A 20,692-nucleotide genomic window follows, 5' to 3' on the forward strand; every position below is an offset into this window, starting at 1 on the left:
CTGGTGATCGATCACCAGGACTCCTACACCTATAACTTGGTCGACCTACTGGCTACCATCTCGGCAACCACCCCCACGGTGGTCGAACACCGTGAGATCACTGCTGAGCTGGTGGCCGCAGTGCGCGCCGGAGCCTACACACATGTGGTGGTCTCACCCGGTCCGGGGACCCCCACCCGAACCCAAAACTTTGGAGCCACCGCCGACATCATCCGAGCAGCCGGTGATATTCCGGTACTTGGGGTCTGCCTGGGTCTGCAAGGCTTGGCGATGCTACACGGAGCCACCATCGACCGCCTACCTCACCCCGCCCACGGCCAGGTCTGTGCGATCCAGCACTCTGGGGAAGGGATCTTTTGCGGGATCCGCCAACCCACCACCGCGGTGCGCTACCATTCGTTGCAGGTTACCGATCTGCCTCAGGGCCGGATGCGGGTGCATGCCCGCACCGAGGATGACGTGGTCATGGCGCTGAATGTTCTCGATGAGCAGGGCGGGCCCACCAACCACTGGGCAGTGCAATATCACCCCGAATCGGTGCTGACCGGGCACGGTCCAGATCTGATCCGGAACTTTCTGGCTCTCGGAGACACCGCGCCTACTGGATCCGGGAGCACCTGCCAGAGTCCTGTGGACAGTCGGTCGGCCAGCATCCAGCACGCCCAATCCCAGCCGGAACCCCAGGCCCGGGCCGAATACCGGATCTATCACCGCCAGCTCAACGGGTATCGGGCCGATACCGCAGCGACCTTCGCGCGCCTGCGCGCACGTGCGCGCACGCCCGAGACCGATGTGGCGATCTGGCTGGATACCTCCGCGCCCAGCTCAGCCGGTGCCACCGGACCGATCCGCAGCATCCTGGCTGCACATATCGGCCCGCTGTCCCAAGTGGTCAGCTACCGGGCCACCGATGAGCAGTTGTGGGTTCTCACCGGCTCGGCTGCGGATGCCGGGAACTTCCAGCAACTCCGCGGGAACGTATTGGAATATTTGCAGGACCACCACCTGCTAACCGACGCCACTGACCTCAGCCACACCGCCCCGGGGCCGGTTGGATTCCGTGGTGGGTGGTTGGGGTATTTCGGATATGAAGCTTGGCAGCACATCACCCCCGGTCTCCTCACGGCACCACGTCATCGGTCCCAGGTACCCGACGGGTACTGGTTGCGCCCACAGTGTTTCACTGTGATCGAGCCCGATACCGTCCACCTCTACGCTATCGGTGACCCGCGGCTGCTGGATGATCTCCACCAGGATCTGGTGCCACTGGGTCCCCAGACTGACCCGCCACCGGCAATCGACGAGCGACTCCTCAGCAAAGACAGCTCGCTGACCCCACCCGGTGACACCGGGTCTTGGCAACTGGGTGACGAGCAGTACCTACAGGCAATCGACCGGATCCAGGAACACCTGGCGGCCGGGGATGCCTACGAGGTATGTCTGACCGATACTTACACCCAAACCGTGCCCGAACAGCTCGACACCTTCGCGCTGTATTGCCGGCTACGTCAGGCCAACCCGGCGCCATACTCGGGTTACTTGTGTTTTGACTGTTTTGCAGGGCTCGAGCTCGACCGCTTCGGTCGGACCGATCATCGTTTGGAGATCCTGTGTAGCTCGCCCGAACGATTCCTGACGATTTCGAAAAACGCTGTGGGGGAACGAATTGTCGAATCCAAGCCCATCAAAGGCACCGTGGCGCGTAGCGCGGATCCCGAGCGCGACCGGCAGATCATCGCCGAGCTGGCCACCGACGAGAAAACTCGGGCCGAAAATCTCATGATCGTGGACCTGCTACGCCACGACCTCAGCCGAGTGGCCGAACCCGGCACCGTACACGTGCCACAACTGATGAATATCGAAACCTACGCAACTGTGCACCAAATGGTGTCGACTATTACCGGTCGGCTTGCGCCCCAGACCAGCGTGGCCGAGGTACTGGAAGCCAGCTTTCCCGGCGGGTCGATGACCGGTGCACCGAAAGTCCGGTCCCTGGAGATCATCGATGCGCTGGAGGCTGGCGCCCGGGGTGTGTACTCGGGCACCATCGGTTGGCTGGGAACTCAAGGGGAAGCCGACCTAAATATCGTGATTCGCACGCTGGTCCGGCATGGATCACGGGTCTCGATCGGCGCCGGTGGGGCCATTGTCGCCGACTCGAACCCTCAGGCGGAACTGGCCGAACGCAATCTCAAAGCCCAGGTGCTGATCACCGCGCTCAACCGCGCCGTCCAGGAGACGACCGGCGACAGTACCCGAACAAGGCCGAAAGGGGAACGACCATGATGCTGGTCTATGACCTGAACCGCGACCGGTTCGACCCGGTTCCGGCGGAGGCCAGCGCCGAGGGGCGAGTGAACGCGGACCAGGTGGTGTTGGCCGAGTCTTTTCGGGTTCGGCACGGTGCCGCACCGGATCTCCGGCGCCACCGAGACCGCTTCCTGGACGGGTGGTATCGATTGAGTGCGCAACCGGAGACCGCTGGCCTTGTGCCCTGCCTCAGCGGTGGCACTGCACCGATCGAACACATTTGGTGGCGAGGCATTCAAACGTTGTCAGAACACGTCACCGACCGGCCAAACCCGACCACCGAGCGCCCGGATCTGTTCCCCCGGATTGCGGTCGAAATCCCGGATCGGTCTGCCCGGGATGCTCCGACGCCGAAGGTGACCTTGTCGTTACGAGTTGCGGCCCCGTTCCGGCAGATAACCCGCCTGTGGATTCCGGCAACCCCTGATCCACGACGGTATCCGATGGTCAAAGGCCCCGATCTGGCGAGATTGGCTACCTTTACCCAAGACTCTCGGACCACGGCGATCCGAGAGGCGGACGTGGACATCGACGATGTGGTGCTCCACGACGGACGAGCCGTGTGCGAAGCCGGTAGCGCTGCCTTGGCGATGGTTGACGACGATCAGCTGGTGTTCTTCTCCGGGGAGGCCAGACTGGTGGACGGCAGTCTGGCCTGGCTCCAACAGGCGTGTGCAGAAACCGGGGGTACCTTCGGGGCGATGCGCATCACCGCAGGCACGGTCTTGCTCGATGACTTCCTCCGCCGGGTCACCGATCCTCAAGCGGGGGGAGCCATCTATTTCAATGCGCACCGTGGCCCCAGCGCCGTGATCTTGGCCGGGGCAGAGAACACTGTTCCGAACGTAGGCCGGACGTCGGTGAGTCAGGATCTGTTGGAATGGGTCGAGCGCCTGCGCCTCCGGTGGCTGGACAGCTTCAGGCCCGTGGAGCAACAGTGGCGACAGGGGCTAACCGAGGTGGCGCCGGGTTAGCTGGCGGGGCTAGTGTATTGGGTTGCCCGGTGCGCTACTGCTCAATCTAGATACCGGAGTGAATTCAGCCGATAGGAGCACTCCTCGCCGATTGCCACCGTTTCCGCAATGAGACCCTCATCCCTGAGTCGAAAGAGCTCCGGGAGGACCCGATCGCGTAGCGTCCAGGGATCGATGGTGTTGACATAGATCTTGGTGCCACCTTCAAAACCAGCGAGCGTGGAGACCCGCCATTTCATCAGCACCCGCCACGGCATATTCACAACCGAACCGATCGGCTGGGCGTACCACTCTTCATTGGCCGGCACGAGAGGACCGGTGGCGGCGTGCATTGCCTGGACGAGATCGGAGACGCCCCGTAGCTCGTCGGTGGTGTGGTCGAAGGGCTGGGCGTGTTCGGAACGGGACCACACTTCCAAGCAGGGGTAGCGGTGCCCCACCCCGGCGAGCATGACCGCATGCTCGTTTTCGGCCAGCACGAGGTTGTGATAGCCAGCGTAGTCAACGGCGGCTTCGTTATACAGGTTGGGATTCTGGCGTAGCAAAGTTTCTTCACGTGCTGCCCACACGGGAGGTTGGTCAATGCCGACCAGTTGTTTATGCAGGTGATCGAAACTTGCCCCGGCGGGTTTGAGCCAGTTCTGGAAGACCTGGACATAACGCACGTAACGGTTGTGGGCATAGATACTGTGCATCGCGTCGGCGCTGAGTTCAAAGAACGCCGCATGTTCATCGGGTGTCAACGTACCGGCTGAGGCTAGCTGGTCACTCCGGGTGGCTCCCGGCTGGAAATGGTGGCGGCCGATGATCAGCTCGTGGCCGCCACCGAAGAAGGATAGTGTCGCGTTTTCCCGGGCTGTGGCGGTCGACTCGATACCGGAGGCCTGGAGCTTGGTGGTGACAATGTCGTCGACGTGTTGCCGACCTGCCGGATCTGCCAGATACCGTTGCATCCGATCACGGTCGGAATGAGAAAGCTGATAGCCGTAGTTTTTCGCCCAATAGTCGTAGCTGAGGATCTCGAACAGGTTGGGCACCCGCCGGAAGTTCCACGGGTCCTCGGTCACCTGGCTGGCAGTTAGCCCGGTCCGAATGGCTGAGCCCACGGTGATTCGGGATTTTTCCGGGGGCGTGTCCATCAGTCTGCCGGGACAAAACGCACAGAAGTGGTCGACCCCGGCGGGGTCGAGGGGCTTAACTGCTGGGCTCGCTACGTTGAGGGGCCGATGGGCTCTGCCGGGGACGGTCCACACCTGGGTGCCAGAAAATGGGTTGGTCTGTTTGACGGTGCCGTCGGTCATCTTGGTGAGCGGGGGTGGGTACAGCGTGTCAGACCAGGTGGGAACCATAAGTCCTACAGTATGCGAAACGGCCCCGGTGGAGAACCGGGGCCGTGCGCGGGGTAGAGGTGACAGTCTTACTCGGCGGAGGCCACGTTCGGCTCCCACTCACCGGTGACCAGGTAGGCCACCTTGCGAGCGATGGAAACGCTGTGATCGGCGATCCGCTCGAAGTAGCGAGAAGCCAGGGTGACGTCAGCGGTCTGGTACGGGGTACCTTCCCAGCTAGGGTCGGCAATGGCAGCGAAGTTCGCTTCGTGAATCTCGTCGATTTCGGTGTTGAGCTTGACGATCTCACGGGTGAGATCCAGGTCGTGAGTCTTCAACAGTTCATCAAGCTTGACGGCGACCTCGACGGTGTTGTCTGCCAGAGCCTTGAAGGCTTCACGGCGGGATTCCGGAACGACGTGCTCGGGGTAACGCAAGCGGGTCAGCTGAGCGATGTGGCGAGCCAGGTCGCCGGTGCGCTCCAGCGACGACGACATACGCAGGGCTGCGACCAGGGTGCGCAGGTCAGTGGCTACCGGCGACTGTAGCAACAACAGCTCGATGGCTTTCTCGTCCAGGGTGTTCTGCAGATAGTCGATCCGAGCATCTTCGGAAATAACGGTCTCAGCCAGCTCGACATCGGCGGTTTCGAACGCGGTGCGAGCCTGCTCAACGGCACGGCGCACCAAACCGGCAATTTCTTCCAGCTGGTCTCCCAATGCCTTCATATCGGCCTGGAATAGTTCACGCATGTGAATTGTCCTCTTTTCTAGGGTGTCTTTGCTGTCAGTCTAGTCAGCGCGCCGTTTAACGAGCAGTCAGAGCACGGAGAACAGCACAGTAGCCGGCCGCAGGCGCGCGGCCACGTCCCACCATCTCGTACTGAAGTTAACGTCATTTAAACACAAACTAGCTTGGTGTGCACGATAGGTGGCTTTAAAACTTCCGGTGGACCAGAGGCGTTTTTCTCCGTACGCAAGCCCAAAAATTCGGTACTGTGTTGAGGTGTGAACGACCCGGTAGTTATTGGCATCATCTGCGGATTAGCTGGTGTTGTGCTGGGTGTTTTGGCCATGTGGGCGTTGAGAGCATCCGAACAGCGCCACGCGATCCACTACGAGGTCGACGAGCCCTCGATCCCCACCGGCGCAGCTGAAGTTTTGGCTGTGGTGGGGCGCGCTTATGCGGTCGTGGACGCTGTTGACGGTGTAGTGCGAGCTAATCCATCGGCCTATGCATTCGGTCTGGTTCGGGGCCACCGGCTGGCCCAACACAAGCTGATCGAATTGACCAGACGTGTCCGTGCTGATGGTGCAATTATCGACCAGCGCTTTGAACTGCCGCGTGGACCGCTGGGAGAAGGCGCCTGGATGGTCCAGTTGCGGGTGGCGCCATTGAGTGACGAATACATTTTGCTCTTGGCCGAAGATCGTTCACAGGTTTCTCGGACCGAAGCGATCCGTCATGATTTCGTTGCCAACGTCTCCCACGAATTGAAAACCCCGGTGGGCGCGATCCGGTTGCTGGCCGAAGCGATCGATGACGCAGCCGATGACCCGCTGGCGGTGCGACGGTTTGCCGATCGTTTGTCGGTGGAATCAATGCGCTTGGGTGCCTTGGTGCAAGACATTATCGAACTCTCGCGCCTGCAGGGTAAAGACCACGTCGATACGGCCGAACCTGTGCGTATTCCTGGACTGGTCCGTGAAGCGATGGATCGGGTGCGTACGGAAGCTGAACGGAAAAATATTACGCTCAAGACAGCGCAGATGGCCGATGCGATGGTCTTCGGCGATGCTGACCAGCTCATGACAGCGATCCGTAACCTGATCGATAACGCGGTGAGCTACTCACCCGATGACACTACGGTGGGCATCGGCGTCAAGATCGCTAAGGGCCTGGTCCAAATCTCGGTGACGGACCAGGGACCGGGCATCGATGTCGACGAACAAGAACGCATCTTTGAGCGTTTTTATCGCGTCGATAGCGCCCGTTCTCGAGGAACCGGCGGAACGGGTCTGGGCCTGAGTATTGTAAAACACGTGATTGCTAACCACGGTGGTGAAGTTTCGGTATGGTCGCGCGTGGGGCATGGATCGACATTTACGATCCGACTTCCGCTTGTCGACCCTGACACTGTGGATATTATTGACAAAGATGACACGAAAACCACCACCGATCACGGTGGGAAAGGAGAGCGGCCATGAGCCGTATTCTCGTGGTGGAAGACGAACCTTCCATTAGCGATCCACTGTCCTACCTTTTAGAACGAGAAGGGTTTGAAACCACCGTCGTTGAGGATGGGAATGAGGCGGTTGAGGAGTTCGAACGCCACGGTGCTGACCTGGTATTGCTGGATCTGATGTTGCCGGGACAGTCAGGTACCGAAGTCATCCGTCAGATTCGGCAGAACTCGACGGTTCCTGTCATCATGCTCACTGCGAAGGACTCCGAGATTGACAAGGTCGTGGGCCTGGAACTTGGCGCCGATGATTACGTCACCAAGCCGTATTCATCGCGTGAGCTTGTCGCCCGGGTACGTGCGGTACTGCGTCGCCAGTCTGAACCAGAAGACACCGAAGCCTCGATTATCGAAGCGGGCAATGTGCGCATGGACGTTGAACGGCACGTGGTATCGGTCGACGGTGAAAATATTGCGATGCCGCTGAAGGAATTCGAACTCCTCGAGATGCTGTTGCGCAACTCCGGGCGCGTGCTGACTCGCGGGCAACTGATCGATAGGGTATGGGGCCCCGATTATGCCGGTGACTCCAAGACCTTGGATGTGCATGTCAAGCGGTTGCGTACCAAGATCGAACCAGATCCTGCCGAACCGCGCTATCTAGTCACGGTGCGTGGTCTGGGCTATAAATTCGAGCTCTAGTTCTCGTCTTCTCGTCGCGTTTTCTTTTCCTCACCACAACGGCGGTGGGACTGCATCGTGAAGATCAGTTCCACCGCCGTTGTGGTGTGCCGGTAGGACGGCCCGGATCGCGCTGGGGTAGGCGGGCTAGTGCCCTTCGTAGTCCTCGGAGTAGGGGCCTTCGTAATCCTGCAGGTGTTCCACGTTTTCTTCCGGATCAAAGTCTTCTTGCGGCACGAACTGCCGGTACTCTTGCAGAGTGCCATCCAGCACGCTGACCTGAAGGTCTGCTGAATCGCCCATGCTCTCGACCTCAGAGTCCACCATCTCGCCGGGCGCACCCGTGGTGTTGTCGATGACCACAGCGTTCTCATCGTCTTCCAGAGCAATCCGTTCGCCGGCGGGAACAGTCCACGTGGCCGAGTCAGACCCGACCTTAATAGTGACCGTGGCCTCTGCATCCGACCGGTTATCCAGGCTACCAATGAAGCGACCGGCCCCATTGGGCTCATCAGAAACCAGAGCCAGGTTGCGGATCGCCATATCGGAGACTTCGACTTGGACGCCGTCGGACGGCGCATAATCCATGGTGGTGGCCTGGTCGTTGATAAACATGCAACCGCTGGTACCGAAAGCGGCCGCGACAACCAATCCCACTCCGGTCGCGCGACGGATAATAGAACCCTTCACGGTGGTTTCTCCTCAATAAAGGTGCGATGAAAAAGTCAAAATAACTCAACCCCGAGGTTACCGTAAAAAGCTAGCGAATGCTTCTGTATGGCATCCCCTCATCGGGGCCTAGCCGAGCACCCGACGACATTCAGCCGATGCCAGCTTAGGGTTCAGCAAGTCGACCCGGTAGACTCTGTACGCGTGGCACAACGATTTTATGACTCCAAGACCGCACAGATCCGCGACTTTGAACCTCTGGTTCCCGGTAAAGTCTCGCTGTACTACTGTGGTGCCACCGTGCAGGGCAAACCACACGTCGGTCATATCCGCTCCGCTATTGTTTTCGACATCCTGATTCGCTGGATGGAGTACAGCGGTTTCGACGTCATCTCGGTGCGTAACGTGACCGACATCGATGACAAGATTCTCGACCGCTCAGCGGCTTCCTATGGGGAAGACTTTCAGCCCGATTCGCTGTATCCGTCCGAAGATCCATGGTATGTGCTGGCCTACCGTTTCGAACGGGCCTTCCACGAGGCCTACACGAGCGTTGGGGTGCGTCCGGTCAGCTATGAACCACGCGCGACCGGTCATATTCCGGAAATGATCGTGCTCATTGAGCGGCTGATTGAGGCTGGACACGCTTATCCGGCCCTGGACGGCTCAGCTGACGTGTACTTCGAGGTGGCCTCATGGGCCGAGTACGGATCGTTGACTCGCCAGTCCATCGATCAAATGCAGGATGCAGCCGATGCCGATCCGCGCGGGAAAAAGGACCCCCGCGATTTTGCGCTATGGAAAGCCGCCGACCCGAAAGACCCCGAGACCGCCGGTTGGAACTCACCCTGGGGTCGGGGCCGGCCAGGGTGGCATCTGGAATGCTCGGCGATGTCGACCAAGTATCTGGGCGCCCAGTTCGATATTCACGGTGGTGGCCTCGATCTGCGGTTCCCCCACCATGAAAACGAACTGGCCCAATCAACGGCTGCCGGAGATGGGTTCGCTCGATACTGGTTGCACAACGGGCTGGTGACGATCAACGGGGAGAAAATGTCGAAATCGATCGGCAATATTGTCACCCCCGAACAAATGTTGGCCTCGGCCCGCCCAACCGCGGTGCGCTACTTCTTGGGTCAGGCCCACTATCGGTCGCAACTGGATTATCAAGACTCCTCATTACAAGAGGCCCAGGCAGCCGTGGAACGCATTGAGTCCTTCCAAGCACGGGCAACCCGTACCGTGGAGGCCACCGGCGAGCGCCAGGTGGCCCCGGAATTCCGGGCGGCTATGGAAGATGACTTGAATGTCCCGCAGGCGTTGGCTGCTCTGCACGCCACCGTGCGTGCCGGTAATATTGCTCTGGATACCGGAGATTCTGTCGCTGCGGCCCAAGCGCTGGATCAGGTCAATACGATGGTTAGCGTCCTCGGGCTGGATGATGTCCCAGAAAACGATGACGTGGCCGGAAACAACCAGGTGCTGGATGCGGTAATTCAGGCGCAGCTTGACGCTCGGGCCCAGGCGCGCGCGGATAAAGATTGGGCTACCGCCGATACCATTCGCGACACGCTAGCCGCTGCCGGGATTACCATCGAGGACACGCCTTCGGGCGCCGAGTGGCACCTGGCAGAAAGGACATCGAGACCATGAGCAACCCCCGCAAGAAAAAAGGCCCCACGAAGGGTAGTGGTGGTCAAGGACGGCGCCGTCTAGAAGGGAAAGGTCCCACTCCCAAAGCCGAGGATCGCACCTGGCACAAAAACTATAAACCCAAGAAAAAACGACCCACGAAGGCGCCGAAAACCAAACACGATGCGGTGGCCGGACGCAACCCGGTCGTGGAAGCCCTGCGCACCGAGATTCCAGCCACTGGATTGTATGTGGCCACCGGCGTGACCATGGACGAACGGATCCGTGAGGCCTTGAAACTCGCCGCCGATCGAGGTCTTCCGGTGCTAGAAGCCACCATGCCCGAGCTGGACCGGATGACCCGGGACGCCAAACACCAAGGGATTGCTCTGCACATTCCGCCCTATAAGTACCAGGACGCCACGGAATTGGGCCTGCAGCTGATGGCGGATTGGAACCGTGGCTACCGGCACGAGCCGCCATTGATCGTGGCTCTGGACTCCATCACCGACCCCCGCAACCTGGGTGCGATGGTCCGCTCTGCTGCTGCATTTGGGGTCGACACCGTGGTGGTGCCCGCCCGTCGCTCGGTGGGCATGACCGCCACCGCCTGGAAGACGTCTGCCGGTGCCGCTGCTCGGCTCCCGGTCTCCCAGGTCGTGAATTTGCCGACCATGCTCGTTGAATATCAGAAGGCCGGCATGTTTGTGATCGGGCTGGATGGCCACGGTAACCAAACCCTGCCGGGGCTTCCTCTCGCCACGGAACCTCTGTGCGTGGTCGTCGGTTCCGAAGGAAAAGGACTGTCTCGACTGGTTGCAGATACTTGTGATCAAATTGTCTCGATTCCGATTGTTGAGTCCACCGAGTCACTTAATGCCTCGGTGGCTGTGGGCGTGAGCCTGTATGAAATTTCCCGCCAACGAAACGGTCGTGCATGACTGAAACGATGACATCCACCTATCCCTCACGGCCCAACCCGTGGGGGCTGTCCGAGTCCTTAGAACAAGTTCCCGACCGCTGGTTGCAGAACTTTGCCGTCTACGCGCCCGGGTTGCAGGCCGCTGATGTGGTCTTCACCTCCGCCGGGCTACCGCTGGACCACACTCCCGGCCTGGAGGATCTCACTCGCGTCCAGTTGCCGGGATTGAGCGGTGGCGTGCACCACGGGGTGATCCCGGATCTGCATGACGGGGCGATGTATGCCATCATCGATCGCGCCACCGCCGATGAAGACATCCTCGAGGCCATCCTGCTTGACCCCTACGCTGCTGCGGTGACCGAGCGGGAAGGCTATTGGTGGTCGGTGGCCATGCACAGTTCCTTTGACTGGGACGGAGTGACCCGCCCCCAGGTACCAATGCGTGACACCGTCATCTATGAGGCCCATGTGGCGGGTCAGACCAAGCTACACCCGCACATCCCCGAGCACCTGCGTGGCACCTATGCCGGCATGGCTCACCCGGTGATGATTGACTACCTAAAAGATCTGGGCATCACCACGATCGAGCTGTTGCCCGTCCACCACTGTGTCTCCGAGAATCACCTGGTCGATAAGGGGCTGGATAACTACTGGGGCTACAACACCATCAACTACTTCTCCCCGCACCCCCGCTACGCCACAGCAGAATCCCAGGCTCAAGGCCCAGCGGCGGTGGCCACCGAGTTCAAGGGCATGGTCAAGCTGTTGCACCAGGCCGGGCTGGAGGTCATCCTGGACGTGGTCTATAACCACACCGCTGAAGAAGGCCAAGGTGGCCCGGTGCTGTGCTGGCGCGGGTTGGGCGATCGTGCGTACTACCGGTGGGACCCCACCGGTGAGCACTACGACGACACCACCGGTTGTGGTAATGCGCTGGACTTTTCCAATCCCGCCGTGGTGCGGATGACGCTGGACTCGCTACGCACCTGGGCTAGTGATTTCGGGGTCGACGGCTTCCGTTTTGATCTGGCGACCACCCTGGCTCGTGACGAGGAAAACACCTTCTCGCCAACCCACCCGCTGTTGGTGGCCATCACCCAGGATCCGGTGCTGTCCAAAGTCAAGATGATCACCGAGCCGTGGGATGTCGGCATGGGAGGATGGCGGACCGGGCAATTCCCGCCCGGATTTTGCGACTGGAATGACCACTATCGCGATATCGTCCGTGAATTCTGGGTGCTCGGCCGGCGCGCACTGGTGCGCGGGGAACAACCCAGTACCCTGGGACGGTTCGCCGATGTACTGGCCGGCTCGCAGAACATCTTTGCCGAATCCGGGCGCTCGCCGCTGGCCTCGGTCAATTTCGTCACCGCCCACGATGGATTCACGCTGGCCGATGTGGTCAGCTACGACCACAAACACAATGAGGCCAACGGCGAAGATAACCGAGATGGAACCGATAACAACCGGTCCTATAACCACGGGGTGGAAGGTCCCAGCGATTTGCCGTCGGTTTCCCAAGCCCGGATGCAAACCCAGCGCAACGTGTTGGCGACCCTGGCCTTGTCGCTGGGGGTCCCGATGATTACTGCTGGGGACGAAATCGGACGTAGCCAAGGCGGAAATAACAACGCCTACTGTCAAGATAATGAGATCTCCTGGACCGACTGGTCGCTGTTGGACACACCCGAAGGTAAAGATCTTCACGATACGGTGCGCCTGTTGCTGACCATTCGGCGCAACTTCATGGCCGGCCAGCCCTACACTTACCCCTCGCAGTCGAACATGCTGTGGTTCAACGGCGAAGGCCGGCCAATGAGCGCGGTCGAGTGGGAATCCCCGCAAGAGCGTTTCTTGCAAATGTTGCTCTCCGCCCCCGAAGGTAGTGTCGACGGTCTCGTGGTCTTCAATGGGGGGCTGGAATCCGAACAGTTCCGAATCCCCGATCTGGCCGAGTTGGCTACAGAGGTTGCCGACGGAGACGAGGAACACGTTATCCCGGTCGCCTCGGGTCTGCCTTTTGTCCGTGAGCTGACCACCAACGTGCCGGACCGTCCGCGGCAAGGTGGACTAATCTATCCCGGTGAGACCGACACCATCGCCCCGTTTTCTGTGTCGATGTATTCCGTCCAACGGCACGAGTCCTAGCTTCTGAGGTGTAAAGTAATCTGGGTCACTGCACGTGCAGCGGTGACTGTATCACTCAACTCACCGATCACTGGAGAGCTCATGAAACACACTCGAGACCTACTGGCAGTATCCGCGACCGCGGTGATGGCCAGCCTGGCACTATCTGGATGCGGCGATAACGGTTCCGGGGGAGGCGACGGCGGGTCCTACCAGGTCGGGATCTCCCAGTACGTGGCTCACCCTTCTCTGGATGCTACCAGGGAAGGCTTCAAAGAGGCCCTGGAGGAAGCCGGACTCGAGGTTGACTACGATGAGCAAAATGCCGCCGGAGACCAGTCCACGGTGAACTCCATCTCCGGGAACTTCGCCAATAATAGCGACCTGGATCTGATCGTGGCCGTGGCAACCCCCTCGGCTATTGGTGTAGCGTCGGCGATCACCGATCGTCCGATCCTCTTCGGTGCTGTCACCGACCCGGTGGATGCCAACCTGGTGGAAGACTGGGAAGCCCCCGGTGGAAACGTCACCGGAGTCTCCGATCTGAACCCGGTCGAAGACCAGTTCCAGATGATCCGTGACGTAATGCCCGATGCCACCACCATCGGTATCCCCTACTCCTCAGCGGAGAGTAACTCCGAGGTCCAGGTGCGCTTGGCTCGTCAGGCCGCCGAAGAACTCGACTTCGAGATCGAAGAGTCCACCGTGACGAACTCCTCCGAGGTCCAGCAAGCGGTGAACACCTTCTCGGATGTGGACGCCATCTGGGTCCCGACCGATAACGTGATTGTCTCCACCCTAGAAACCGTGATCGGTTACGGAGAAGACCACCAGATCCCAGTCTTTGCCGGCGAACCTGATTCGGTCGAGCGCGGTGCGGTGGGCACCTTTGGTATCGACTACCATGCGCAGGGGCAACAGCTCGGTGAGATGGCCGTCGAGATTCTGGAAAACGGTGCCGACCCGGCAGAGATGGCCGTCATCCGTGCCGAGCCGGACACCATGGAAATGACTGTCAACCCCGGCGCGGCCGAGCGGATGGGCCTGGAATTCCCGCAAGAGACCCTCGACGAGGCCGTCACCGTCGGCGACGACACCGAATAAGGTAACGCGGCCAGACAACAGGCCCGCTCGAGAATCAACGAAACACAGAACAACATAACGGACAAGACAAAGACAAGTCGAAAAGGAACCGATACCGAGATGCTGGTGGGTATTGAACTCGGGCTGATCTACGCGTTGCTCGCGTTGGGTGTGTATCTGACCTTTAGGATCCTGGATTTCCCAGATCTGACGGTGGACCAATCCTTTACCACCGGTGCCGCCACGGCAGCGATGATGATGGTCCATGGGGGCAGCAACCCGTTGCTGGCCATGTTGGCGGCCTTCGTGGTGGGGGCGCTGGCCGGGATCATCACCGGTCTGTTGCACACCAAAGGTGGCATCAACCCGCTCTTGGCGGGAATTTTAACCATGCTCGGGTTGTATTCAATCAACCTGCGCATCATGGGTAACCAGGCCAACGTGCCACTGTTGGGTACCGAGACGATCTTCACCTGGATGGGCCCCTACGCCCGTACTTGGGTGTCGATATTGATCCTGCTGGTCGTGGTGTTGGCGATCAAGCTGATTCTGGACTGGTTCTTGTCCACGGACCTCGGTCTGGCGTTGCAAGCCACTGGTAATAATGAATCGATGGTGCGTAGTTTCGGGGTCTCTACCGACACCATGAAGATCATCGGTCTGGCTGTCTCCAACGGCCTGGTGGGCCTGTGTGGCGCCGTGGTCGCCCAGTCACAGGGATCGGCTGATATCTCGATGGGTATCGGGCTGATCCTGGTGGGGCTGGCCTCGGTGATCCTCGGACAGGCGCTGTTTGGTCAACGCAACGTGTTCATCGCCACCACCGCGGTGGTCGTCGGGTCGATCCTTTATCGCCTGGCGATCCAAGGGGCTCTCGAGCTGGGGCTGAACCCCAACGACATGCGCCTGATTTCGGCACTGATCGTCATCGCAGCGCTGCTGTTGCCCAAGCTCAAGATCGTGCGGAGACTACGACGCAAGCGCGAGATTAACGCAGATCCCTTGGGTCCGGTCCAACCCATGCCTGAATACCTGCCCAGCGAACATACTGCGGGGACCGCACCGCGGGCCACATCCCAGGAGGGTCATCGTGCTTGAGCTCACCAATATCTCCAAAACCTTCTTCCCCGGCACGCTTAACGAGCGCCGGGCGCTGAAGAGCATTAACCTGACCCTGAACGACGGCGATTTTGCCACCGTGATCGGGTCGAACGGTGCCGGTAAATCCACCCTGTTAAACGTGATCGCCGGCAAGCTGATGCCCGACACCGGTTCGGTGTTGATCGACGGTCAGGACTTGACCCGTACTAAAGATCACCGGCGTGCTGCCCTGGTCGGGCGGGTGTTCCAGGACCCGCTGGCCGGAACCGCGCCGGATCTGACCATTGAACAAAATATGGCCGTAGCAGCCAAGCGCGGGCGCACCCGCGGGTTGGCAATGGCGGTCCGTCGCGAGCAGCGCGAGTTATTCGCCCGTGAGCTGACGGTGCTGGAACTGGGACTAGAACACCGGTTGAAAACTAAGGTCGGGTTGTTGTCAGGAGGCCAACGTCAGGCCTTGAGCCTGTTGATGGCGACCTTCTCACATCCGCAGGTGATGCTCCTCGATGAGCACACCGCAGCCTTGGACCCGCAACGGGCCCAGCTGATCACCGAGCTGACCGCCAAGGTCGTCGAAGAACAGCAACTCACCACGTTGATGGTCACCCACAATATGTCCCAGGCGCTACAGGTCGGCAACCGGCTCATCATGATGCATGACGGAGAGATCATCTTTGATGTTTCTGGTGAGGAGAAATCCCAGTTGAGCGTTGCTGACTTACTGGAGAAATTCGCCAGCATCAAAGGTGCCGTCCTGGACGATAAAACCCTGCTGGATTAGGCATCCAGGCCTGATTGGCAACGATTCATCCGGCAACTCTGGCCCCGTGGTGCAGACCCACGGTAGCGTAGAGACCGTGATGATTCCCCACCAGGTCAATCCCACCGCCGAGAGCGTGATCCCGAGCGTAACCCGGATCCCCGTCATCGATGTCAGCCCGGTGGTCGATCAGGGGCGTTACCCGGCAACTGCCGTGCTGGGAGAAGATATCCCAGTCAGCGCCACCGTTTTCCGGGAAGGCCACGACTCCTTGGGCGTCACCGTGGTGTTGCTGGATCCGGAGGGGAACGAAGTCCAGCGGGTCAGAATGCATCCCGGCGCCCCGGGAACTGACCGGTGGCACGCCAGGATCCGGCCCTCCGCACTCGGACGGCACACCTTCGCGATCGAGTCCTACGCCGATGACTTTTTGACCTGGTACCGGGCCGCGGTGATCAAGGTTGATGCCGGGGTTGACGTGCAACTGATGTTGGACGAGGGCGTGCACCTGTTTGAACGCGTCCAACGGTCCCGCCCCGAACGCCAGAAGTTTACTCCGCAGGCTTGCGAGCTGTTCGCCGACGCTGTCACCGTGTTGCGGGATTCTTCGCTGAGCCCACAACAACGACTGGAACAGATCAACACGGCCGAACTTCAGCAGGTGTTGGAAGATCAGCCGCTGCGTTCGTTCGTGGGAACCACCGGCGGGTATCCGCTAGAGGTGCAACGCCTGGCCGCCGGTCAGGGGAGCTGGTACGAATTCTTCCCCCGCTCGGAGGGGGCCTATATCGACGAAGACACTGGACATTGGGTATCCGGAAGTTTCGCCACCGCCGAAAAGCGGTTGGCCGAGGTAGCCGAGATGGGGTTCACAGTGGTGTATTTGCCACCGATTCACCCGATTGGCACCACCCATCGCAAAGGTCCCAATAATACCCTCACCGCCGGTGAACATGACCCCGGTTCCCCGTGGGCCATCGGAAGCCCGCAGGGCGGCCACGATGCAATCCACCCTGATTTGGGGAAGAAGAAAGACTTCAAACGGTTCGTCAAAACCGCCCGTAAACACCAGCTGGAAATCGCGTTGGATCTGGCCCTGCAATGTTCTCCTGACCACCCGTGGGTGGAAGAACACCCCGAATGGTTTACCACCCGGCTGGATGGCACGATCGCCTACGCGGAGAATCCGCCGAAAAAATATCAGGACATCTACCCGCTGAACTTCGATCACGACCCGCAGGGCCTTGCTGAAGAGATCCACCGGGTGGTGTTGCACTGGATCAAGCTCGGGGTGAAGATTTTCCGCGTCGATAACCCCCACACCAAGCCGTTGTGGTTCTGGGAGTGGCTGATCGCCACGGTCCGGGAGGACCACCCCGAGACGGTTTTCCTGGCCGAAGCCTTCACCCGTCCGGCCATGATGCACGCGCTAGGAAAGATCGGATTCCAGCAGTCCTATGGGTACTTCACCTGGCGTAATTCCCGCGACGAGATTGCCGGGTACCTGCACGAAATCTCCCACGACACCCCGGCGTTCTACCGCCCCAACTTCTTCGTCAACACCCCGGATATCCTGACCGAGTTCTTGCAGTCCGGGCTACGCTCGGCCTTTGCTATCCGGGCCACCCTGGCCGCTACTGCCAGTCCGTTGTGGGGCGTGTACTCCGGGTTTGAACTCTTCGAACACGTCCCGCGTCCGGGCGCGGAAGAATACATCGACAACGAAAAATATCAGTACCGTCCCCGGGATTTTCGCGGTGCCGAAGCCGCCGGAAACTCGCTGGCACCCTATCTGCGACACCTTAACGCCATTCGCGCCACCCACCCAGCACTAGGGCAGCTGCAGAACCTGCAGTTGCACTCCGCTGATACCCCGAACATTTTGGTCTACTCCAAGGTGCGCAACGCTACCCCGGCAGGCATCCACCGCGATCGAGACCTGGTCACCGACAGTCTCGGGCCGGAACACAGCGACAGCATCGACCGGGTGATTGTCGTGCTGACCACCGACCCGGAACATGTTCAAGAAGCCACCATCACCCTGGACCGTGCGGCCCTGCAGTTGCCCGCAACCGGGGAGTTTCAGGTCAAGGACCTGATCACCGACGCGGTCTGGACCTGGTCCGATCAGAACTACATCCGGCTGGACCCCGGAATTCACGTGGCGCACATTCTCACCGTGTTGCCCCCTGAGGAAGAACAGTCGTGACCCACCAACCACTCAACCCCTCCGAACGTCGTACCGGCCCGGCCCCACTCGAGGTGCCGGCTGAGATCCTGCAACTGGTCTCGGAAGCCCGCTACCACCAGCCACACCAAGTGCTGGGCGCCCACGCGGTACCCGGGGTACTCACCATCCGCGTGTTGCGCCCCTTTGCTCGCTCGGTCACCGCGGTCACCGAGGAGGGGGACCGCATTGATCTGGTGCATGAGTTCGACGGGATTTGGGTCGGAGCCATCGCTCATGAGGACCCCAAAGATATTCCCGGCTATCGTCTGGTGATTAGCTACACCGATGACGAACATGACCAGTTCGAGATCGACGATCCCTACCGCCACTGGCCGACCGTGTCGAACGAGGATCTCGCAGCTTTCCACTCCGAGCACGGGGTGGAAGATCTCTGGCGGATTCTCGGAGCCAGGATTCACCCCGAAACCGGTGGCACCTCCTTCACCGTGTGGGCCCCCAACGCCCGCGCGGTGCGGTTGATCGGCGACTTCAACCACTGGGACGGCCGACTCCACGCCATGCGCAGCCTCGGAGAATCCGGGATCTGGGAATTACTGATGCCCGAAGTCGGTCACGGCGCCCACTACAAGTTCCAGATCCTGGGCGCTCATGGTCAGTGGGTCGACAAAGCCGACCCGATGGCCCGCTGGACGGAAGTCCCCCCGGCCACCGCATCGCGGGTGTTCGATCCGAATCACCCGAAGGCCTACACCTTTACCGACCAGGACTGGATAACTCACCGGGCAACCCATAATGTCCACAACGGTCCCATCTCGATCTACGAGGTTCACGCCGGGTCCTGGTCCCCAGAAGTCATGCACGAGCAGACCAAAGTCAGCTACCGCACCCTGGCGGATCAACTCGTTGACTACGTGACCATCCACGGCTTCACCCATGTGGAATTCATGCCCCTGGCCGAGCACCCCTTCGGTGGGTCCTGGGGATATCAGGTCTCCGGATACTATGCCCCCACGTCACGCTACGGCACTCCCGATGACTTCAAATACCTGGTCGATCGACTCCACGGAGCCGGAATCGGAGTCCTGGTCGACTGGGTACCAGCCCATTTCCCCAAAGATCAGTGGGCACTGGCCCAATTCGACGGGGCACCACTGTACGAATACGAGGACCCGCGGTTAGGTGAGCACCCCGATTGGGGGACCAAGGTTTTTGATTTCGGACGTCAAGAAGTCCGCAACTTCCTGATTTCTAACGCCTTGTACTGGCTCGAAGAATTCCACGTCGACGGTCTGCGCGTCGACGCCGTTGCCTCCATGCTCTACCGCGACTATTCGCGCAATGATGGTGAATGGGTCCCCAATGTTTACGGTGGTAACTACAACCTCGAAGCGATTTCGTTACTACAGCGGGCCAACGAGTTGGCTTACCAGCGCAATCCCGGCATTGTCATGGTCGCCGAAGAGTCGACCGCCTTCACCGGAGTGACAGCCCCGACCTCCTGGGACGGACTCGGTTTCGGTAAGAAATGGAATATGGGGTGGATGCACGATACCCTCAACTACCTTGCCGAAGACCCGGTTAACCGTAGCTGGCACCACAACGAGATCACCTTCTCGATGGTTTATGCCTACTCGGAGAAATACATCTTGCCACTTTCCCATGACGAAGTCGTGCATGGCAAAGGCGCCCTGGTCAACAAGTTCCCTGGAACCCGAGAACAACAACTGGCCACACTGCGCGCCTACTACGGTTTCATGTGGGCCCATCCCGGCAAGAAGCTATTGTTCATGGGTGGAGAATTTGCCACCGACCGTGAATGGTCCGAACATGCCGGGTTGAACTGGAGGCTGATCGAAAATCTCAGCCACCGTGGTGTGATGAACGAAATCGCCGACCTCAATCAGCTCTACCGTAAGACCCCGGCACTGTGGGAACTCGACGATGATCCGGAAGGGTTCTGGTGGATCGACGCGCACGCCGCAGAGAAAAACCTGGTGGCGTTCCTGCGCTGGGACCGTAACCAGCACCCGGTATTGTGCTTGACCAACTTCTCCGGCATTGAGCACCGAGACCACACCGTCGAGTTGCCGGTACCCGGAGTCTGGCACGAAATCTTCAACTCCAACGCCGTTGAATACGGTGGATACGGAGGAGGGAACCTGGGACAGGTCACCACGCGCCCAAACGCAGAAAACCCCTCTAAGAATGAAGCGCAGATCACTATTCCCACATTGACGACCCTGTACCTCTCACCGCGCTAAAACCCTTGACATCGCGGGGAAGTACAAGGAGTTCACCCCGATTTTGCACTCACGCAAAAAGCGTGTAATGTTGTCACTCGTGCCCGGGAGATGTTCGGAAACGAAGATCGGTCGGCACAGATGAGAACGGGATACGAACCGGATCATCATCCACAAAAAACCTAATATTAGCTCGCACCAGAGCGCTTGTGATGTAGATCACGACGTATCAAGTTGACAAGCTGAGAGTGGCGAGCATATATTAGTAAAGTTGCTTCGGACGGAAACGATAAAAATTCGCTAAAGTTCGAAAGTGAACGGTTGTTTGATAACTCGATAGTGTGCCAAGTTTGTTGATGCCAAATTTTTTTTGTTTGGTTGCCATGGCCTCTTTTTTGCCTCGTTGGTTTTGGGGTTGTGGTTTGGCCAGTGGTGGGTTTTTCCGGCCTGCCTTTTGATCGTTCTTTCTGGGGCGTGACTTCATTTTTGTTG

16 protein-coding genes are annotated in these 20,692 nt (G+C 59.7%); 12 read left to right on the forward strand and 4 right to left on the reverse strand.

Annotated features, from left to right (window positions below; genetic code table 11):
• Positions 1 to 3 precede the first annotated feature (3 nt).
• Positions 4 to 2,286 carry a chorismate-binding protein gene (locus DCC24_RS10655; protein ID WP_158524666.1) on the forward strand — a complete coding sequence of 761 codons (2,283 nt, stop codon included), beginning with the start codon at positions 4 to 6 and terminating at the stop codon, positions 2,284 to 2,286.
• Complete coding sequence (locus DCC24_RS10660) at positions 2,283 to 3,284, forward strand: hypothetical protein (RefSeq protein WP_110099893.1); 1,002 nt, start codon at positions 2,283 to 2,285, stop codon at positions 3,282 to 3,284. The genes DCC24_RS10655 and DCC24_RS10660 overlap by 4 nt, the downstream gene beginning before the upstream one ends.
• A 41-nt stretch (positions 3,285 to 3,325) precedes the next feature.
• On the opposite strand, the gene DCC24_RS10665 is transcribed toward DCC24_RS10660, so the two are convergent.
• Both DCC24_RS10665 and phoU read right to left on the reverse strand, forming a co-directional pair.
• Positions 3,326 to 4,633 (reverse strand): DUF4921 family protein, encoded by a 1,308-nt coding sequence (locus tag DCC24_RS10665; RefSeq protein WP_199223056.1) that lies wholly within the window; start codon positions 4,631 to 4,633, stop codon positions 3,326 to 3,328.
• A 68-nt stretch (positions 4,634 to 4,701) separates the two neighbouring features.
• Positions 4,702 to 5,364, reverse strand: a complete 663-nt coding sequence (gene phoU / locus DCC24_RS10670; RefSeq protein WP_110099894.1) for a phosphate signaling complex protein PhoU — start codon at positions 5,362 to 5,364, stop codon at positions 4,702 to 4,704.
• A gap of 321 nt (positions 5,365 to 5,685) precedes the next feature.
• Here phoU and DCC24_RS10675 point away from each other — a divergent pair, with 321 nt between their 5' ends.
• Positions 5,686 to 6,819, forward strand: coding sequence for a cell wall metabolism sensor histidine kinase WalK (locus tag DCC24_RS10675; protein ID WP_110099909.1), 1,134 nt, complete (start codon positions 5,686 to 5,688; stop codon positions 6,817 to 6,819).
• A complete protein-coding gene (locus tag DCC24_RS10680; protein ID WP_110099895.1) occupies positions 6,816 to 7,496 on the forward strand; it encodes a response regulator transcription factor in 681 nt (226 codons plus the stop codon). Before DCC24_RS10675 ends, DCC24_RS10680 begins: the two co-directional genes overlap by 4 nt.
• 126 nt (positions 7,497 to 7,622) lie before the next feature.
• Here the strand turns inward: DCC24_RS10680 and DCC24_RS10685 are convergent, their stop codons facing one another.
• Positions 7,623 to 8,165: a hypothetical protein gene (locus DCC24_RS10685; RefSeq protein WP_110099896.1), complete on the reverse strand. Its 543-nt coding sequence runs from the start codon at positions 8,163 to 8,165 to the stop codon at positions 7,623 to 7,625.
• Positions 8,166 to 8,348: 183 nt separating this feature from the next.
• On the opposite strand from DCC24_RS10685, the gene cysS reads away from it, so the two are divergent.
• The 8 genes from cysS to glgB all read left to right on the forward strand — a co-directional run bounded on the left by cysS (position 8,349) and on the right by glgB (position 20,221).
• Positions 8,349 to 9,797, forward strand: a complete 1,449-nt coding sequence (gene cysS / locus DCC24_RS10690; RefSeq protein ID WP_110099897.1) for a cysteine--tRNA ligase — start codon at positions 8,349 to 8,351, stop codon at positions 9,795 to 9,797.
• Positions 9,794 to 10,717 carry a 23S rRNA (guanosine(2251)-2'-O)-methyltransferase RlmB gene (gene rlmB, locus DCC24_RS10695; RefSeq protein WP_110099898.1) on the forward strand — a complete coding sequence of 308 codons (924 nt, stop codon included), beginning with the start codon at positions 9,794 to 9,796 and terminating at the stop codon, positions 10,715 to 10,717. Before cysS ends, rlmB begins: the two co-directional genes overlap by 4 nt.
• A gap of 8 nt (positions 10,718 to 10,725) precedes the next feature.
• Entirely contained in the window at positions 10,726 to 12,846 is a 2,121-nt protein-coding gene (gene glgX / locus DCC24_RS10700; RefSeq protein ID WP_233242881.1) for a glycogen debranching protein GlgX, read from the forward strand.
• 81 nt (positions 12,847 to 12,927) lie between these two features.
• Positions 12,928 to 13,929: an ABC transporter substrate-binding protein gene (locus tag DCC24_RS10705; RefSeq protein WP_110099900.1), complete on the forward strand. Its 1,002-nt coding sequence runs from the start codon at positions 12,928 to 12,930 to the stop codon at positions 13,927 to 13,929.
• 99 nt (positions 13,930 to 14,028) lie between these two features.
• On the forward strand, positions 14,029 to 15,006 hold the full coding sequence (locus tag DCC24_RS10710) for an ABC transporter permease (protein WP_110099901.1): 978 nt from the start codon (positions 14,029 to 14,031) through the stop codon (positions 15,004 to 15,006).
• Positions 14,999 to 15,790, forward strand: coding sequence for an ABC transporter ATP-binding protein (locus DCC24_RS10715; RefSeq protein ID WP_110099902.1), 792 nt, complete (start codon positions 14,999 to 15,001; stop codon positions 15,788 to 15,790). The genes DCC24_RS10710 and DCC24_RS10715 overlap by 8 nt, the downstream gene beginning before the upstream one ends.
• Positions 15,791 to 15,869: 79 nt before the next feature.
• Entirely contained in the window at positions 15,870 to 17,978 is a 2,109-nt protein-coding gene (locus tag DCC24_RS10720) for an alpha-1,4-glucan--maltose-1-phosphate maltosyltransferase (RefSeq protein WP_110099903.1), read from the forward strand.
• The gene (glgB, locus tag DCC24_RS10725; protein WP_110099904.1) at positions 17,975 to 20,221 is read left to right on the forward strand and encodes a 1,4-alpha-glucan branching protein GlgB; all 2,247 of its coding nucleotides are present in this window, start codon (positions 17,975 to 17,977) and stop codon (positions 20,219 to 20,221) included. The genes DCC24_RS10720 and glgB overlap by 4 nt, the downstream gene beginning before the upstream one ends.
• Positions 20,222 to 20,462: 241 nt before the next feature.
• Here glgB and DCC24_RS12410 read toward each other — a convergent pair.
• Positions 20,463 to 20,692, reverse strand: a 230-nt coding sequence (locus DCC24_RS12410) for a hypothetical protein (RefSeq protein ID WP_233242880.1), incomplete at its 5' end; no start/stop codon positions are given.

The sequence above is a fragment of the Auritidibacter sp. NML100628 genome (assembly GCF_003185985.1).
Classification (GTDB): Bacteria; Actinomycetota; Actinomycetes; order Actinomycetales; family Micrococcaceae; genus Auritidibacter; species Auritidibacter ignavus.

Coding starts and splice junctions, on each gene's coding strand:
- DCC24_RS10660 (WP_110099893.1), top strand. CDS start 2,283: ATGATGCTGGTCTATGACCTGAACCGCGACCGGTTCGACCCGGTTCCG.
- DCC24_RS10665 (WP_199223056.1), bottom strand. CDS start 4,633: ATGGTTCCCACCTGGTCTGACACGCTGTACCCACCCCCGCTCACCAAG.
- phoU (WP_110099894.1), bottom strand. CDS start 5,364: ATGCGTGAACTATTCCAGGCCGATATGAAGGCATTGGGAGACCAGCTG.
- DCC24_RS10675 (WP_110099909.1), top strand. CDS start 5,686: ATGTGGGCGTTGAGAGCATCCGAACAGCGCCACGCGATCCACTACGAG.
- DCC24_RS10680 (WP_110099895.1), top strand. CDS start 6,816: ATGAGCCGTATTCTCGTGGTGGAAGACGAACCTTCCATTAGCGATCCA.
- rlmB (WP_110099898.1), top strand. CDS start 9,794: ATGAGCAACCCCCGCAAGAAAAAAGGCCCCACGAAGGGTAGTGGTGGT.
- glgX (WP_233242881.1), top strand. CDS start 10,726: ATGACATCCACCTATCCCTCACGGCCCAACCCGTGGGGGCTGTCCGAG.
- DCC24_RS10705 (WP_110099900.1), top strand. CDS start 12,928: ATGAAACACACTCGAGACCTACTGGCAGTATCCGCGACCGCGGTGATG.
- DCC24_RS10710 (WP_110099901.1), top strand. CDS start 14,029: ATGCTGGTGGGTATTGAACTCGGGCTGATCTACGCGTTGCTCGCGTTG.
- DCC24_RS10720 (WP_110099903.1), top strand. CDS start 15,870: ATGATTCCCCACCAGGTCAATCCCACCGCCGAGAGCGTGATCCCGAGC.